18 protein-coding genes are annotated in these 14,558 nt (G+C 70.6%); 11 read left to right on the forward strand and 7 right to left on the reverse strand.

Features of this window, described 5'->3' with window-relative positions:
* On the reverse strand, positions 1-715 hold a 715-nt coding region (locus ACFT55_RS05265), incomplete at its 3' end, for a tyrosine-protein phosphatase (protein ID WP_380242272.1).
* A 170-nt stretch (positions 716-885) separates the two neighbouring features.
* Between ACFT55_RS05265 and ACFT55_RS05270 the strand changes: the two genes are divergently transcribed.
* The 3 genes from ACFT55_RS05270 to ACFT55_RS05280 are packed head-to-tail and all read left to right on the forward strand — an operon-like array spanning position 886 to position 3,823.
* Positions 886-1,914 carry a putative F420-0 ABC transporter substrate-binding protein gene (locus ACFT55_RS05270; RefSeq protein ID WP_380242274.1) on the forward strand — a complete coding sequence of 343 codons (1,029 nt, stop codon included), beginning with the start codon at positions 886-888 and terminating at the stop codon, positions 1,912-1,914.
* The gene (locus ACFT55_RS05275) at positions 1,911-2,987 is read left to right on the forward strand and encodes a putative F420-0 ABC transporter permease subunit (RefSeq protein WP_380242276.1); all 1,077 of its coding nucleotides are present in this window, start codon (positions 1,911-1,913) and stop codon (positions 2,985-2,987) included. Before ACFT55_RS05270 ends, ACFT55_RS05275 begins: the two co-directional genes overlap by 4 nt.
* Positions 2,984-3,823 (forward strand): putative F420-0 ABC transporter ATP-binding protein, encoded by an 840-nt coding sequence (locus tag ACFT55_RS05280; RefSeq protein WP_380242278.1) that lies wholly within the window; start codon positions 2,984-2,986, stop codon positions 3,821-3,823. Before ACFT55_RS05275 ends, ACFT55_RS05280 begins: the two co-directional genes overlap by 4 nt.
* Positions 3,824-3,836: 13 nt before the next feature.
* On the opposite strand, the gene ACFT55_RS05285 is transcribed toward ACFT55_RS05280, so the two are convergent.
* Complete coding sequence (locus tag ACFT55_RS05285) at positions 3,837-4,337, reverse strand: CoA-binding protein (protein ID WP_380242280.1); 501 nt, start codon at positions 4,335-4,337, stop codon at positions 3,837-3,839.
* Positions 4,338-4,377: 40 nt separating this feature from the next.
* The gene (locus tag ACFT55_RS05290) at positions 4,378-4,833 is read right to left on the reverse strand and encodes an anthrone oxygenase family protein (RefSeq protein WP_380242282.1); all 456 of its coding nucleotides are present in this window, start codon (positions 4,831-4,833) and stop codon (positions 4,378-4,380) included.
* Positions 4,834-4,883: 50 nt separating this feature from the next.
* Here ACFT55_RS05290 and ACFT55_RS05295 point away from each other — a divergent pair, with 50 nt between their 5' ends.
* On the forward strand, positions 4,884-5,345 hold the full coding sequence (locus ACFT55_RS05295; protein WP_380242284.1) for a hypothetical protein: 462 nt from the start codon (positions 4,884-4,886) through the stop codon (positions 5,343-5,345).
* A gap of 42 nt (positions 5,346-5,387) precedes the next feature.
* On the opposite strand, the gene ACFT55_RS05300 is transcribed toward ACFT55_RS05295, so the two are convergent.
* Complete coding sequence (locus ACFT55_RS05300) at positions 5,388-5,975, reverse strand: hypothetical protein (protein ID WP_380242286.1); 588 nt, start codon at positions 5,973-5,975, stop codon at positions 5,388-5,390.
* A gap of 289 nt (positions 5,976-6,264) precedes the next feature.
* Here ACFT55_RS05300 and ACFT55_RS05305 point away from each other — a divergent pair, with 289 nt between their 5' ends.
* The 4 genes from ACFT55_RS05305 (at position 6,265) to ACFT55_RS05320 (ending at position 8,632) form a co-directional block, all read left to right on the forward strand.
* Positions 6,265-6,516 (forward strand): glutaredoxin domain-containing protein, encoded by a 252-nt coding sequence (locus tag ACFT55_RS05305; protein WP_380242288.1) that lies wholly within the window; start codon positions 6,265-6,267, stop codon positions 6,514-6,516.
* A 275-nt stretch (positions 6,517-6,791) separates the two neighbouring features.
* Complete coding sequence (locus tag ACFT55_RS05310; protein ID WP_380242290.1) at positions 6,792-7,355, forward strand: hypothetical protein; 564 nt, start codon at positions 6,792-6,794, stop codon at positions 7,353-7,355.
* A gap of 10 nt (positions 7,356-7,365) precedes the next feature.
* Complete coding sequence (locus tag ACFT55_RS05315) at positions 7,366-7,539, forward strand: hypothetical protein (protein ID WP_380242292.1); 174 nt, start codon at positions 7,366-7,368, stop codon at positions 7,537-7,539.
* Positions 7,540-8,035: 496 nt separating this feature from the next.
* Positions 8,036-8,632, forward strand: coding sequence for an HhH-GPD-type base excision DNA repair protein (locus tag ACFT55_RS05320; protein ID WP_380242294.1), 597 nt, complete (start codon positions 8,036-8,038; stop codon positions 8,630-8,632).
* Between the two features lie 66 nt (positions 8,633-8,698).
* Here ACFT55_RS05320 and ACFT55_RS05325 read toward each other — a convergent pair whose 3' ends face one another.
* Together ACFT55_RS05325 and ACFT55_RS05330 are read right to left on the reverse strand one after the other, a co-directional pair.
* The gene (locus tag ACFT55_RS05325) at positions 8,699-9,820 is read right to left on the reverse strand and encodes a P1 family peptidase (protein WP_380242296.1); all 1,122 of its coding nucleotides are present in this window, start codon (positions 9,818-9,820) and stop codon (positions 8,699-8,701) included.
* On the reverse strand, positions 9,817-10,296 hold the full coding sequence (locus tag ACFT55_RS05330; RefSeq protein ID WP_380242298.1) for a MerR family transcriptional regulator: 480 nt from the start codon (positions 10,294-10,296) through the stop codon (positions 9,817-9,819). The genes ACFT55_RS05325 and ACFT55_RS05330 overlap by 4 nt, the downstream gene beginning before the upstream one ends.
* A 117-nt stretch (positions 10,297-10,413) precedes the next feature.
* On the opposite strand from ACFT55_RS05330, the gene ACFT55_RS05335 reads away from it, so the two are divergent.
* The 3 genes from ACFT55_RS05335 to ACFT55_RS05345 all read left to right on the forward strand — a co-directional run bounded on the left by ACFT55_RS05335 (position 10,414) and on the right by ACFT55_RS05345 (position 12,729).
* Positions 10,414-11,385, forward strand: coding sequence for an NAD(P)/FAD-dependent oxidoreductase (locus ACFT55_RS05335; RefSeq protein WP_380242300.1), 972 nt, complete (start codon positions 10,414-10,416; stop codon positions 11,383-11,385).
* A 63-nt stretch (positions 11,386-11,448) separates the two neighbouring features.
* A complete protein-coding gene (locus ACFT55_RS05340) occupies positions 11,449-12,297 on the forward strand; it encodes a hypothetical protein (protein WP_380242302.1) in 849 nt (282 codons plus the stop codon).
* A 63-nt stretch (positions 12,298-12,360) separates the two neighbouring features.
* Positions 12,361-12,729, forward strand: a complete 369-nt coding sequence (locus tag ACFT55_RS05345) for an MmcQ/YjbR family DNA-binding protein (RefSeq protein WP_380242304.1) — start codon at positions 12,361-12,363, stop codon at positions 12,727-12,729.
* Between the two features lie 50 nt (positions 12,730-12,779).
* Here ACFT55_RS05345 and ACFT55_RS05350 read toward each other — a convergent pair whose 3' ends face one another.
* A complete protein-coding gene (locus ACFT55_RS05350) occupies positions 12,780-14,447 on the reverse strand; it encodes a hypothetical protein (protein WP_380242306.1) in 1,668 nt (555 codons plus the stop codon).
* Positions 14,448-14,558 lie beyond the last annotated feature (111 nt).

Here is a 14,558-nt window from a genome sequence, read left to right on the forward strand (position 1 = left end):
CCGTCACGCCGTGCGCACGCAGGTAGCCCGCGGGGTCCACCCCGTCGAGGAACTCCTCGAGCGCACGCGCGACGTCGCGGCACCAGGCCGTGAGCTCCGCAGGCCCCCGGTGCGGCTCGTCCCAGCCGGGCACCGTGGCGACGCGCTCGTTGTTGGCGCGGACGGCGAGCAGGTAGTCGTCGACGATCACGCCTCGCGGCACGCCGACCAGCGTGAGCAGGAGGGCGGTGATCATGCCGGTCCGGTCGCGTCCGCCCGCGCAGTGGTAGACGACGGCACCGTCCGGCGCCGCGGCGAACACGTGGAACACCTCGGCGACGAGGCCGGGCCAACGCTCCAGCACCGTCAGGTAGTAGCGCGGCGTGTGGCGGTGCGGCGCCCAGTCCCGCATGAACTCCTCGTCGTCCGGGTCCTCGACCGGCAGGGCATACCGCACCACCGAGGGCGGCAGCTCCAGCGGCTCGACCTCCGCGGCGTTGCGCAGGTCGACGACGGTGCGGACGCCGGCAGCGGCCATCGCCGCCAGGCCGTCCGGTCCGGCGTCGTCGAGCCGCGACGTGCGGTAGAAGCGGCCAGGGCGCGTGCGACCGCCGTCGCTGGTGGGCAGCCCGCCCAGGTCCCGGGCGTTCGGCAGCGCTCCCCAGCGCACGGCCCGCGCGTCGGCCGGCGGTGCGGCAGGGACGGTGGGCGAGACGGGAGCGGCCGGGAGCGTCACGGGCGCCAGTCAACCGCACGGCACCGCCGGCGCGTACTAGGCTCGGCGGCGGATCACGGGCACGACTCTGGCCCGTCGGCGCGACCCGGGCTGTGGGCCGCGGTTCCACCGGTGCGAGATGCCGCGCCGTCGGACGACGACACAGACGACGACACCTCTGGAGCTTTCGCGTGCCCCGCCTCCCCCGCACCGCCGTGCCCGGCGCTGCCCTCCTCGCCCTGTCCCTCGTGACCCTCGCGGGCTGCGCCCAGGACCCCGCCGACGCCGCCGCGTCCCCCGCAGCCTCGGACCGAGCCGGCGCCCAGGGCACCAGCTATCCGCTGACCGTCGAAAACTGCGACACCCGCACCACCGTGGACGCCGCGCCACAGCGTGTCGTGACGATCAAGTCGAGCACCACCGAGATGCTCCTCGCGCTCGGGCTGGGCGACCGCATCGTGGGTTCCGCGTTCCTCGACGGCCCGGTGCCGGACTCGCTCGCCGACGCGGCGGCCGGCGTCCCCGCCGTCACGAGCCCGATGGCCGACCAGGTCCCCGGCGCCGAGGCGGTGCTCGGGCTGGAGCCCGACCTCGTGTACGCCGGCTGGGAGTCGAACCTGACCCCCGACGGTGCCGGCGACCGGGACACGCTCGCCAAGCTCGGCGTGGCGACCTACGTCTCGCCCGCCGCGTGCAAGTCCCCGGGAGCGATGCCCGACCCTCTGACCTTCGACGACGTCTTCGCCGAGATCGCCGAGGTCGGCACGATCTTCGACGTGTCCGGCGCCGCGGACGACCTCGTCGCCGCCCAGCGCAAGACCCTCGCGTCCGTCACCCCGGACGACCGCGGCCTCACCGCCCTGTGGTACTCCTCCGGCGACGACATCCCGTACGTCGGCGCCGGCATCGGGGCGCCACAGATGATCATGGACGCCGTCGGCCTCGAGAACGTCGCGGCCGACGTGCACGACACCTGGACCTCGTTCTCGTGGGAGCAGGCGATCGACGCCGACCCCGACGTCATCGTGCTCGTCGACGCGACGTGGAACTCCGCCGAGCAGAAGATCGAGCGGCTCGAGTCCAACCCGGCCACGGCGCGGATGACCGCCGTGCGCGAGGGCCGGTACCTCACCGTGCCGTTCCCGGCGTCGGAGGCGGGCGTGCGCAACGTCGACGCCGTCGTGGACCTCGCCGACCAGCTGGCGGGCCTCGACCGGTGACCGTCGAGACACGGCCGGCACCGCCGTCCACGGCCCCGCCGACGTCCGCCCCGCGGCGCCGCGGCGCAGCGTGGTGGCTGCCGGCCGCGGCCGCCGTGCTGGTCGGCACCGTCCTGGTGTCCGTGACCATCGGGCCGGTCGACCTGTCCGTCGCGGACGTGTGGCGCTCGATCGCGACGCACCTCGGCCTCGGCGGCGCGCTCGGTCTCGAACCGCTCGGGGCGCTGCCCGACGGCATGGTCTGGGAGCTGCGGCTGCCGCGCGTCCTGACGGCGGCGGCGGTCGGCGCCGGGCTCGCGGTCTGCGGCGTCGTCATGCAGTCCCTGACTCGCAACCCGCTGGCCGACCCCTACCTGCTCGGCCTGTCGTCGGGCGCCTCCCTCGGGGCGGTGCTCGTGCTCGTCGCCGGCCTGACCGTGCTGCTGCCGCTCGCGGCGTTCGGCGGCGCGGTGGCGGCGCTCGCCGCAGCGCTCGGGCTCGCCGGGGCGATCGGCACCATCACGCCCACGCGCACCGTCCTCGCCGGGCTGGCCGTCAGCCAGCTCGCCGCCGCCGCGACGAGCTTCGTCATCTTCTGGTCCGCGACGGGCGACTCCTACCGCGAGATCCTGTCGTGGCTCATGGGTTCGGTGGCCGGGGCGACGTGGACGTCGGTCGCCATCACCGGGGTCGCGGTGCTCGTGCTCGGCACGCTGCTGGCCTCGACGGGGTCGGTCCTGGACGCGTTCACCTTCGGCGACACGGCGGCCGCGGCGCTCGGAGTGCCCGTCGCGCGGGTGCGCTGGCTGCTGCTGGTCGGCGTCGCGCTCCTCACCGGGGCCCTGGTCTCGCAGTCGGGGTCCATCGGCTTCGTCGGCCTGATCCTGCCGCACGCCGTCCGTCTGCTCACCGGTGCGCGGCACCGGCTGCTGCTGCCGCTGTCGGCGCTGTGCGGAGCGTCGTTCCTGGTCTGGGCCGACACCCTGGCGCGCACCGTGTTCGCCCCGCGCGAGGTCCCGGTGGGGATCGTCACGGCAGCCGTCGGCGCCCCGGTGTTCGCCCTCCTGCTGTGGCGCGGCCGGAGGATCGCATGACGGCCGAGACGCGCGTCGACGCTCCGGCGGGCAGCCCGACCGACCGTGCGGGGCTGGACGCCGTCCGCGTCTCGTGGTCCGCCGCCGGCCGGCTGATCCTCGACGGCGTGGACGTCACCGCGCCGCCCGGCGCCGTGAGCGGTCTGCTGGGCCCGAACGGGTCGGGCAAGTCGACCCTGCTGCGCGTCGTCGCCGGCGTGCAACCTCCCTCCGGCGACGGGGCCGCAGCACCCCGCGTCACGTTCGCAGGGACGGACCTGCTCGGGCTGCCGCGCCGCCGTCGCGCGCGCACCGTCGCCTTCGTCGAGCAGGAGGCGTCCACGGAGCTGCCGGTCACGGTGCTCGACGCCGTCCTGCTCGGGCGCATCCCGCACCGCTCGCTCCTCGCCGGGGACTCCGCCGCGGACCGGGCCGCGGCCCTGGCCGCGCTCGACGAGGTGGGCGCGGCCGCGCTCGCGGACCGTGAGGTCACGACCCTCTCCGGCGGCGAGCGCCAGCGCGTGCACATGGCGCGGGCGCTCGCGCAGGAGCCGACGCTGATCCTGCTCGACGAGCCGACCAACCACCTCGACATCGCCGCGCAGCTGGACGCGCTGCGCGTGCTGCGCCGTCTCGCCGACCGAGGCGTCACGGTGCTGGCGGCCCTGCACGACCTGCAGCTCGCGGCACAGCACTGCGACCACGTGGTGCTGCTGTCCGGCGGGCGCGTCGTCGCTGCCGGGGAGGTGCGCGACGTCCTCGTGCCCGACGTCCTGGACCCCGTCTACGGCGTGCGCACCGAGGTGCTCACCCACCCGCGCACCGGGCGACCGGTGCTGACGTTCGCGCCGCGCTGACCGCTCCGGCGGGCTACCGGCGGCCGAGCTCGATCGCCGGGCAGCGGTCCATGACCATGTCGAGGCCGGCGGCGCGCACCCGCGCGGCGGCGTCCTCGTCGATCACGTCCAGCTGGAACCAGACGGCCTTGGCGCCGATCGCGACCGCCTCGTCCGCGACGGCACCCGCGAGCTCGGAGCGGACGAACACGTCCACGACGTCGACGGGGAACGGGATGTCGGCCAGGCTGGCGTAGCCCTGCTCGCCGTGCACCGTCTCGGCGCCCGGGTGCACGGGAACGACCCGCTTGCCTGCCCGCTGCAGCACGCGCGCGACGCCGTACGCGGCGCGCTCGGTGTTGTTCGACAGGCCGACGACGGCCCACGTGGTCGTGTCGGCGAGGAGCCGGTCGACGGTCGCCGTCTCGCTCTCGCTGGTCGTGCTGTCGTGCTGCCCGGCGGCGTCCGTGGTCATGTCCGGTGCAACCGTGGCGTCGAGCGGCCTGTTCCAGTCCTGCGGGTCCCTGATCCTCATGCCTGCTCCCCTCTCGTCCGTTCCCTCGTCCCTGTGGTCGTCACACCAGCGCCAGGCAGGCGAGCGCGCACGACGCGGCGCACGCGACGGTGCGCACGTGGTTCCACCGGGTCCACGGCCGGTCGAACGCGGCCCACCCGGCGGCGTCGCGGCGGGCGGCGAGCCGGTCGTTGAGCGGCACGTTGCCGGCCGCGGTGACGCCCAGCATGCCCACCAGGACCACGACCGCGCTCGCGACGACCCACCATGCGCCGTCGTCCCCGCCGGCGAGACCGACCACTGCCGTCGCGACCGGCAGCAGGACCGCCGCGCCGAACAGCGTCATGAACGGCGGCCGTACCGCCTCCTCGTTGATCGCCGCCATCGCGGTCGCGGCGTCGGCCGGGGCGAGTCGGCGCATGCCGGCCAGGACGAACGTCGAGAACGCCGCGAACACCCCGCCCGCCAGGCCGGTGACCAGCACCGTCAGCACGACGAGCACGTCCCAGAGATTCATGGGGCCCAGTCAACCAGCGGACGGGGCCGGGGCGCAGCAGGATGGACGGCATGCCCGTGCCTCCCGCCGTCGCCAAGGCCACCAAGCGCTTCAACCCCTACGCCCTGAAGATCAGCTCGCGCGTCCCGCCGTGGGCCACCCTGCACCACGTGGGCCGCAAGAGCGGGCGCGAGTACCGCACCCCCGTCGTCGCGTTCGCCGCCCGCGCACCGATCGACACCCGCGTGGAGCGGGCGGGCGACCCCGTCGAGATCGGCGAGTACCGCGACGTCCTCGTGCTGCACCCCCTCCCCTGGGGCCCCGACGTCGACTGGTGCCGCAACGTCCGCGCTGCCGGGTCCTACCGGCTGACCCGCAAGGGCGTGGACTACCGCGTCGACGAGCTGCGCGTCGTCGACGGCGACCACGGCCGCGGGCTGCTCGACGGCGCTGTCGGCTCGATGACGGGCGTCATCGGCATCCAGACGTTCCTGGTGGGGCGGCTGCGGCGGCTACGTGCCGACGCGTCGTAGGGATCGAGCCCGTGTGGACCGGGTGGGCCGTCGAGCCCGCGCTCAGCCCTCGGGGGCGGGCCCGGCCACCAGGGCGAGCGTCTCTTCGTAGCGTCCACCGAAGTCGATGCGCGTCACGTCGTCGGGATCGAGCGACCGCGTCTTGCGGTGCCACTGGCCCTGCGTGTCGACCTCCAGGAGACGCAACCTCCTGTCATCGACAGAGACCAACGAACCGACGTAGCAGATGTCGGGTCGGTCGAGCTCCACGAAGGTCGCGCTCATCGGTGCGAGGGCAGCCGCGGAGGTCGCTGCGCCCCGGAGATCGTCGAGAGCCACGTCGGGGACCTGCGGCGGCCATTCCGCGCGAGCACGCAGGGCCTTGATGGTGAAGCTGTCGTGATCCGGCTCCACGGTGACGGCCTGGATGTCCTTGAGCCTCAACAGCGTCCAGCCGTCGAGGCTGACGCGGTCATCCAGCTGCGCGAGCGCCACCCAACGGGCACCGACGCCGACCACGAACCCTTCGATGTGGTCCGCGCCGCGTATCCAACGCCTCACGCCCACCGCGAGCCGCTCCTGGCTCGCGCGCTCCAGGCGTTCACGGACCGCCCGCTTGTCGCGGGGCGGCCTCGACTTCTTGCTCGGCATGGAGCCCATGATGCCCCGTCGACGACGTGACCTGCGGGGATCCGAGGCACAGGCGACCCGAAGATGGGCGGCTCGTGGATGGCGGTCCTCGCTGACCTCCGCCGCGCATGGGGCAACGCGAAGCTGACGTTCGCTCAGGAGCTGGCGCTAGTCCTGTACTACGCGGCCGACGCGACGTAGAAGTACATCTCGTGGCAGCTCGGCGTGAGCCATCAGTACGTGAGCATGCCCGTCGAGTCCGGGATCCCGGTGCTCACTGACTACCTGAACGGCACGGGAAGTACCCCAGGTGAGCAACACCGTGACTGTCTACTCGAACCCAGGCTGCGGCCCCTGCATGGTGTCCAAGCGCCATCTGAAGTTCCTCAGCATCGAGTTCGAGGAGAAGTCTGCGAACGACCACCCCGAGGCAATCGCCCTAGCCATCGATCACGGCAATAACCCGGCTGCCCCGAACGTCGAGATCTGTTCTCAGAGCGGCGAACTGGTCGACATCTGGACGGAGCATCGCAAGACGAAGATCCTCGTCCTGGCGGGCTGAGCCGACGCAAAGAGACCCCGAGACCGTGACTGGTCCGGGGCTCCTTTGTCACCCAGCCGCTCAAACGGGGCACATTTCTGCTGTATCACGTCTATCGAGTAGCATTTTTCGCAATCGCACCCCTCTGTGGTTGCAGCACCCAAGCCTCTGTGTTCCGATCTTTCCGTCGTATCGAGAGCGTACGGATTTCGGGCAGCAGATCGGAGCAACGATGCACACAACTATTGCCACAGCGAGGCGCATTTCAGCCGGCGCGAGCACTCATGGTGCTGGCCATGCTTCTCGCTCTGATCGGTGGCGGGATGACAGCCAACGCCCCTTCCGCCGAGGCCGCATCCGTTGGTCGGCCGACCAACGTGAAGGTCTACTACACCAAGAAGCAGATCGTCGTCACATGGAACAAGGCGAAGAACGCTAAGTTCTATCAGGTATGGGTGACGAAGCAGGGCTACTACGGCCCGTACAACGCCTACACCACCAAGAACACGCACAAGGCGATCAACAAGAGCGTATTGCCTTATCGAAACACGAAGGGCTATCTTCGTGTTGAAGTGGTCGCAAAGAACGGCAAGTCATCGTCTGCGGTCGTGAAGACTTCGAAGGTGCAGATCAAGGGCAAGAAGGTCTCCACCAAGCACAAGAAGGCAGCGGCGAGAAAGGCGAAGAGCTGCCTGAATCAGGGCATGACCGCGGCTGTGGTGGTCACCGGTTCCGGCGTCCTCTACACAGGTGTCACCTACTTCGTGCCCGGCCTCAATGTGGTCACTTTTGGTGGCGTAATGGCCGGTGCGGGAACCACCGGAGCCGCAACCTATGTGGCTTGCCTTGTCGCACGATAGGCTCGGCCATATGAAGTCTCAGGCGAACGGTGACTGGATCCTCCCGCTGATCGCGTTTGCCGTCGTCGTCGTGATCGGGCTGGTCAACCACTGGGCAACCTTGCCCGTGGTCATCGCAGCCATCGCGGCGGGGGCGGTCACGCTCGGCATCATCGTGCTGGCGGGACGCTTGCGTTCCCGTTGAGACGCCGCGCTGGGGTGCGCCTCGCCTCGGGATGGTGCGATAGACGTCGCCGGCCCGGAGCCAGACGTGCAGCTCGCTTGCCCTCGTCGCTGCGCCAACCTCGATCACCGCGACCATCACATGATCCTTCGTCCAGCGCACGGCCCTGGCAGGCATGAGTTCCCTCGTGCGTTGACCAGAGCCTCGCACGATTACGGGCATGGGCGTCCTCAACGACGGCTGCGAACTTGGCCCTGACGCGGCCAGCCCACCGCAGCACGTCCTCGTAGAGAGCCGCACGCTTCGCCCAGAGCGTTCATCGTTCGCCATCTCGCGCTGAGCCCTGAGCGTGCGCTTCTGGGTCCGTACGTTCACGAACGGCCCGATGAGCCCGACCAGCAGGGCGACGCCTGCCGCAACGAGGGCCACCCAGGACTCCGGCTTGGTCGGGGAGATTCATGGAGAGATGGTGACCTGCCGAGCGACGACGGGTGGGCGAACAGGGCAGGATGGCCCCATGACCGCACCGCTGTGGATCACCGGCGACCCTGAGACGGACGCGCTGCTGAGCGACGACATGTTCGCGCTTCTGGTGGGCATGCTGCTGGACCAGCAGTACCCGATGGAGCACGCGTTCGCCGGGCCGCGCAAGATCCGCGACCGGCTGGGCAGCATCGACCCGCAGGCGGTGGCGGACGCCGACCCGGACGAGTTCGTGACGCTCGCGACCACGCCGCCGGCCATCCACAGGTACGGGAGGTCGATGGCCGCACGCGTGCAGGCGCTGGCCCGCGCCATCGTCGACGACTACGACGGCGACGTCGCCGGGCTCTGGACGTCGCCGGGCGCGGAGGGGCCGGCCACGGGCGCCGAGGTCCTGGCCCGGCTGCGCGCGCTGCCCGGTTTCGGGGAGCAGAAGGCCAAGATCTTCCTGGCCCTGCTGGGCAAGCAGCGCGGCATCCGCCCTGCGGGCTGGCAGGAGGCGGCCGGGCACTACGGCGACGAGGGGTCGCGGCGGTCGATCGCCGACGTCACGAGCGCGGAGTCGCTCGCGGAGGTGCGCACGTTCAAGAAGGCGCAGAAGGCGGCGGCCAAGGCTGCGAAGCAGGGCTGACGACGCTCGCCGGACTCGACCGGTCACCCTGGCCAGGCCCTTCGGCGGAGGTGGCGCCGTGCGGCGTCAGTGCATCGGCCCCGGCGTCCACCCGGCGGCACGCAGCCGTTCGAGCAGGGGGCGGTGCGGGACGGCGTACGCCGTGCCCCGATGGCCGACCGTCGTCGTGGCGGTGAGCACCGACGCGAGCAGCGCCTCCTCGACGGCGTCCATGACGGCGGCGAACAGCGGGTCCAGCGCGTCGTCCAGCACGAGGGGTGCCGCCGGGTCAGCGGTGCTGAACGCCAGCCCGTAGTCGCCGCTGCCGTGGGTGAAGTCGGCGCCCACGCGGCCCATGGCGAACACCGCCCGGCGGGCGACGCGCTCCAGGCGGCGCGCGTCGAGCGGCGCATCCGTGGCGACGACGATCATGCAGGAGTTCCCGTCGATCGCCTCCGATCCGTTCGGCACTGCGTCGATCCGTTCGGCACGAAGACCTGCCGAAGGGATCGACTCCGTGCCGAACAGATCCGTGGCGGGCATCCGCACGCCTCGCACGGTGAGCGTGCCGGAGAAGTTCGACTGCACCAGGGCGCCCACGGTGCGAGCGGCACCCGCCACGTCCACCCGGCGCGACGCCGTACCGATGCCGCCCTTGTAGCCGAGGGCGGTGGTGCCCGCGCCGGCCCCGACGCACCCCTGGGCGACCGGGCCGGGTGCCGCGCAGTCGAGCGCTGCCAGCACATGGGCCTCCGTGAGCGGGCGGGCGCGGATGTCGGACAGGTACCCGTCGTTCGTCTCCCCCACCACCGGGTTCAGGGAGCGCACCTCCTCGTACCCCGGCCACGCGAGCACGTGGGTCACCAGGGCGTCCGCCGCACGGAACGCCGACAGGGTCGCCGTGAGCACGATTGGCGTCTCGATCGCCCCCAGCTGCGCGACCTGCGTCGCGCCGACCAGCTTGCCGAAGCCGTTGCCGACGAACAGCCCGCAGGGCAGCGAGCGACGCTGTCCAGGACCCGCCCCGAGCACGTCAGGCACGACGGCGGTGACTCCGGTGTGCAGCCGCTCGCCGTCGTGCAGCGTGGTGTGCCCCACGCGCACGCCCGCGACGTCCGTGATCGCGTTCGCCGGTCCGGTCGGCAGGTCGCCCACGACGACGCCGAGCTCACGCGGACCGGGGCGGGCGGCGCCCGCACCCGCCGTCATCGGTGCGTCCCCGCGGGGACGAGGGCCACCGGGTGCATGTCGCGCCAGGTGCGGGTGCCGTCGACCAGGTCCTGGACGTGCTCGCGGAAGCGCGGGCAGGCCGCGATGTCGTGCGCCCGGCACGCCAGCGCATGCTCCGTCATGTGCCGGGAGCGGTCGATCTCCTCCTGGCGTCGGTCGAGCTCGGCAAGGTGCGCCGTGAGGATCTCGTGCCGGTCCCGCGCGCCCTGCCCGGACGACCCGGCGTCCAGCAGCACCTGGATCTGCTCCAGGCTCATGCCCGCGACCTTGGAGCTGAGGATCGTCGCGACGCGCACCACGTCGTCCGTCCCGTAGCGGCGCCGCCCCCCGGCGTCGCGCGACGGGGAGAGGAGGCCGACCTCCTCCCAGTAGCGCAGCACGTGCGTCTCCAGACCGAACCGCTCCGCCAGCTCGCCGACGCTCCACGTCGCGTCCTCGGCACCCCTTGACTTCATGTTGACATGAAGTCACAGGCTGGGGTCAGCACGCAAGCCCGACCATGCGACCCACCACGCGACCGACCACGCGACCGACCACGCGACCGACCACGCCACCGACCACGAGGAGACCCCATGAACGCCACCCCCGGCACCGCGCCGCACGACCCGCACGACCCCTTGCACGACGTCGTAATCGTCGGCGCCGGCCCGGCCGGTCTCGCCGCCGCGCTGATGCTCGGCCGTACGCACCGCGACGTCGTCGTGCTCGACTCCGGCGTCTACCGCAACGACCCCGCGGACGCGATGCACAACGTGCTCGGCTTCGACGGCGCGAAGCCGTCCGAGTTCCGCGCCGCGGCACACCAGACCCTCGCCGCCTACGACTCGGTCGAGCTGCGCCGCGCGACGGCGCACGAGGTCGCGCCGCTCGACGCCGCACGCCCGGCGGACGGGTTCGTGGTGCGCACCGACACCGGAGATGTCGCCGCACGACGGCTGCTGCTCGCCACCGGCGTGCGCGACGAGCTGCCGGACACCCCCGGCCTGGACGCCCTGTTCGGCACGGTCGCCGCGCACTGCCCGTACTGCCACGGGCACGAGTTCTCCGGCACCCCGGTGGCGATCCTCGGCGCCGGCCCGCACGCCCCGCACGTCGCCGGGCTGATCGAGCGCACCGCGAGCCGGGTCGTCGTCCTCGCCGACGGCGCCGACGTCGACCCGGAGCTCGCCGCGGCGCTGGCCGCGCGCGGCGTCGCGGTCCGGCCCGAGAAGGTGCTCCGCCTGGAGCCCGTGACGCTGCCCGGCGGCCACCCGGGGGCGCGCGCCGTGCTGGACGGTACCGCGCCGGAGGAGCTCGGCGGCGTGATGGTCGCTCCGACGCTGCACCAGTCGGCTCCGTTCGCGGCACAGCTCGGCCTGGAGCTGCGCGCGTCCGGGTGCGTGGCCGTGGACGCGACGGCACGGACCAGCCTCCCTGGTGTTCTCGCGGCGGGCGACCTCGCGCACACCGCGGACTTCCCCATGCCCGTGAGCTCGGTGATCGCGGCGATGGCGGCAGGCCAGCTCGCGGCGGCGTCGATCGGCGCCGACCTGCTGGCGCACTGACGGCGGCGGGTCGCGACCCGGCCTCCCCGTCGCACCTCACGGCTTCGCACTAGGCTCGCCGGCATGACCTCACCGCAGCTCGTCTCGCTCGGCCCTGCTCCCCGACCCCGCACGGGGACCGACCTCGCCGACCGGCTGCGCTCCCTGGCCGCGCAGGCCGCCGGCACGGGCACGACGGGCCTGGACCGGGCCCGCGTGGCGGCAGCGCTGGACGGGCCCGACGTGGCCTCGCTCGAGGTGGACCTCACCGGCGTCGCCTTCGGCGCCCAGCAGAAGGTGCCGAGCATGACGTGGTCACCCGCGGTCGTGTCGCGCGAGGACGGGACGGTGCGGCACGTGCGTGTCGAGGCCCACCCCCTGACGGCCGTCGACCTGCCCGTCGACGTCCTGGTCGAGGCCGCGGGGCTGCGGTTCGTCTGGGTGGAGGGGACCGACGGGCAGGTCGGTGTGGGGTCGGTCGAGCCGGACGACGCGCACCCCGTGACCGGGCAGGCCCGGGTCGCGGTCTCCCGCGCCGGCCTCGTCGCGACGGTGCACGGCCTGCTGGCGGTGTCGCTGCAGTCGCAGGGCATCACCCTCAGCGGCCTGGACGTGCAGATCGACTCGCACGGCCCGCGCGCGGCCGGCCTGCGGATCGACGCGAAGGTCCGCAAGGGCTTCCTCTCGGCCGCGGTGTCCGCGACGGCCTCGGCGTCGATCGACGCGGCGATGGTGCTCACCGTGGGTGACGTGCGGATCTCCAGCGGCAACCCGCTCGTCGCGGCCATGCTCGGCGTCGTGCGTGGCCGCGTCGAGGCCGCCGCGAACCAGCGCCACGACCTGGCGGCCGCGCTGCCCCCCGGCGTCCGGCTCACGGACGTGCGCCTCGACGTCAGCAGCGACGAGCTGGTGCTCAGCGCCCGCCTGGGCTGACCCGGCCCGCACGCTGCCCCGCGGGTCGGCCCGGGTGTCGGACGGGCGTGGCACATTCGTCGTGTGCCCGACCGCCCTGACGTCCCGCCCGAGCTCGTGGAGCGGCTGCGCGCCCTGCTCCGGTTCCCGGAGTGCGCCGAGGAGGGCGCGTGGACCGGCGTCCGCTGGCGGGTGCGCCGCGCCACCGTGGCGCACGTCTTCGGCGGCGAGGACCAGCGGTTCCGCGTCACGTTCCGGGCCGACCCCGAGGAGGTGCAGGCCTTCGAGCACCTCGGCGGCCCGTACTTCCGGGCCGGCTGGGGCAGCAACGTCGTCGGCGTCGTGCTCGACGACGCGACCGACTGGGACGAGATGGCCGAGCTGCTGACGGACTCCTACTGCATCCAGGCGCCGCAGCAGCTCGCCGACGCCGTCGCCCGCCCGGAGGCTTGAAGCATCACTTCCGCCTGCCCGTTGCTTCTGCATTCTGCAGACTAGCCACTTCAACTTCCGATGCTCGCCAACCCACCTAACGAGAAACTGGGCGCAGCGCGAAGAATTGCGATAACTTGCAGAGGCGTGTTTCCAACACGTGCTGCAGAAGTCGTACCTGTTTCGCGCGAAATCATACGACCATTCGAGAAGTCCAAGACGCGAATCTTCCTCTTAAGTCTAGACCCAGAATACTGGCTCAAGTCCAAAAGGAAAGCCTCCGATCGCTCGCCTGCGGCGTGCGGATCGGAAACACCAGCGTCAAGTAGGTGAATTAGCCGGGCATCCAAAAGCTCCGTCAGCAAGGAATAGGCGCGCGGGTTCAGCTCCTTGTCCTTGAAATTGACTAGAAAGTACGTGAATCCGTTCTCCTCTAGGCAAAAGTCGCGGACTACGCGCAAAGCTGCCAACGTCTGCTCGGCGATGCCGACATTCGAAGCCATATCTTCTTCAAGTTCCTGCAACTTGATTCCTGCAGCATCGCCAGCTGCCTGATTCACATCCTGCGCGCCAACTAGAGAAGCGTTTGGACGAGCTTTTGCCTTTCCGATAGCGCTCGACGCAAGAACGAGATAATCGCGCGGCACCGCACCGGATGCAATGACAAGGCGATCCAGAGCCTTCTTGCTGAATATTCGATTCAATGAACTAATATCGACGTGCTGAGCATACTTCGATAGCAAATTCTCGAGGAACTTTTGCGCTCGCCCTGGATCCTGGAGCGTCACGTCGAGGTCGATAAGGTCCGCGTCATGTCCCGTCTGTAGCCCAACCGGCGGCGACGATTGGAACCACCTAGTCAAGTGCCGAATAGAGGCAACCTTTAGCCAGGCATCACAATCCCGCACGCAGCCGTGCAGAGCGTCCAGAATCCATGGTTGATCATTCCGAGCGACGTAATAAAAGTCGTCGAGGAATACGAAGAGGGGCACGCCCTCAATGTCTAGAAACCTCGACAACACCCTTTGAACCTGGGGAACCAGGCGAAGAACGGTCTTGTCCTCCACGTCTTGCGCGTTGAGCATTCGGCGCGACTCAGAACCGAGTTCGGCAATATCGGATGCCACTACCGACGCCGAACGCACCACCTGGCGCGCTGACTGCAACTCGTCCAAGATCGCCACCAAGACGTGTAGAACCACACGCTCGCGCTGCTCGTTTCTGAGCGTCTGCATGTTAATCCATGCTGAGATCGCGCCGTCCTCTCGGACTTGATTGCGCGCCTCGACCAGAAGCGCGGTCTTTCCTGCGCCCCGTCGTCCAAATACCAGCTGATGGCGCGCCGCTGTAACCGCTGAGAGGTTGGCCTGGGCGTCGCGAACATAGGAAAGGCTTGGCTGCACAATCGACACTCTGGATCGCGCGGTGATAAGCCGAGTCATGTCAATTACTCGCGGATCCGTTACTCCACGTGTTGGAGCCGAAGCGCCTGGATTTCCCTCCTCCACGCTACCCCGACGCACAACGACGTAAACCGGTTCCGTCGGCGTCGCTAGTTTAGCGTCCAACAAGTTGCCGATGGCCGCAGCGCTGGGCAAGTCGTCCTCACGCACGAACACGATAACGTTCGTCTCTTCGGGATACGTACGTTCTTCAATCTTGAGCACGTCAATTCCCGCGCGTTCCCGAAACTCGCGCCGGATTAGCACATCGCGCTCCGCTGCCGACAGTTCAGTCACGTTACCACGCAGCCTTTCTGGACAAGATACTCGACGACCAGTTTCTCAAACGTGTGGGCATCGGCGCGAAGTTGGACCGCTATTGGTCGAAACTCTTCATGATCGTTGGGA

This window comes from Isoptericola sp. NPDC057191, assembly GCF_042670225.1.
GTDB lineage: Bacteria > Actinomycetota > Actinomycetes > Actinomycetales > Cellulomonadaceae > Isoptericola.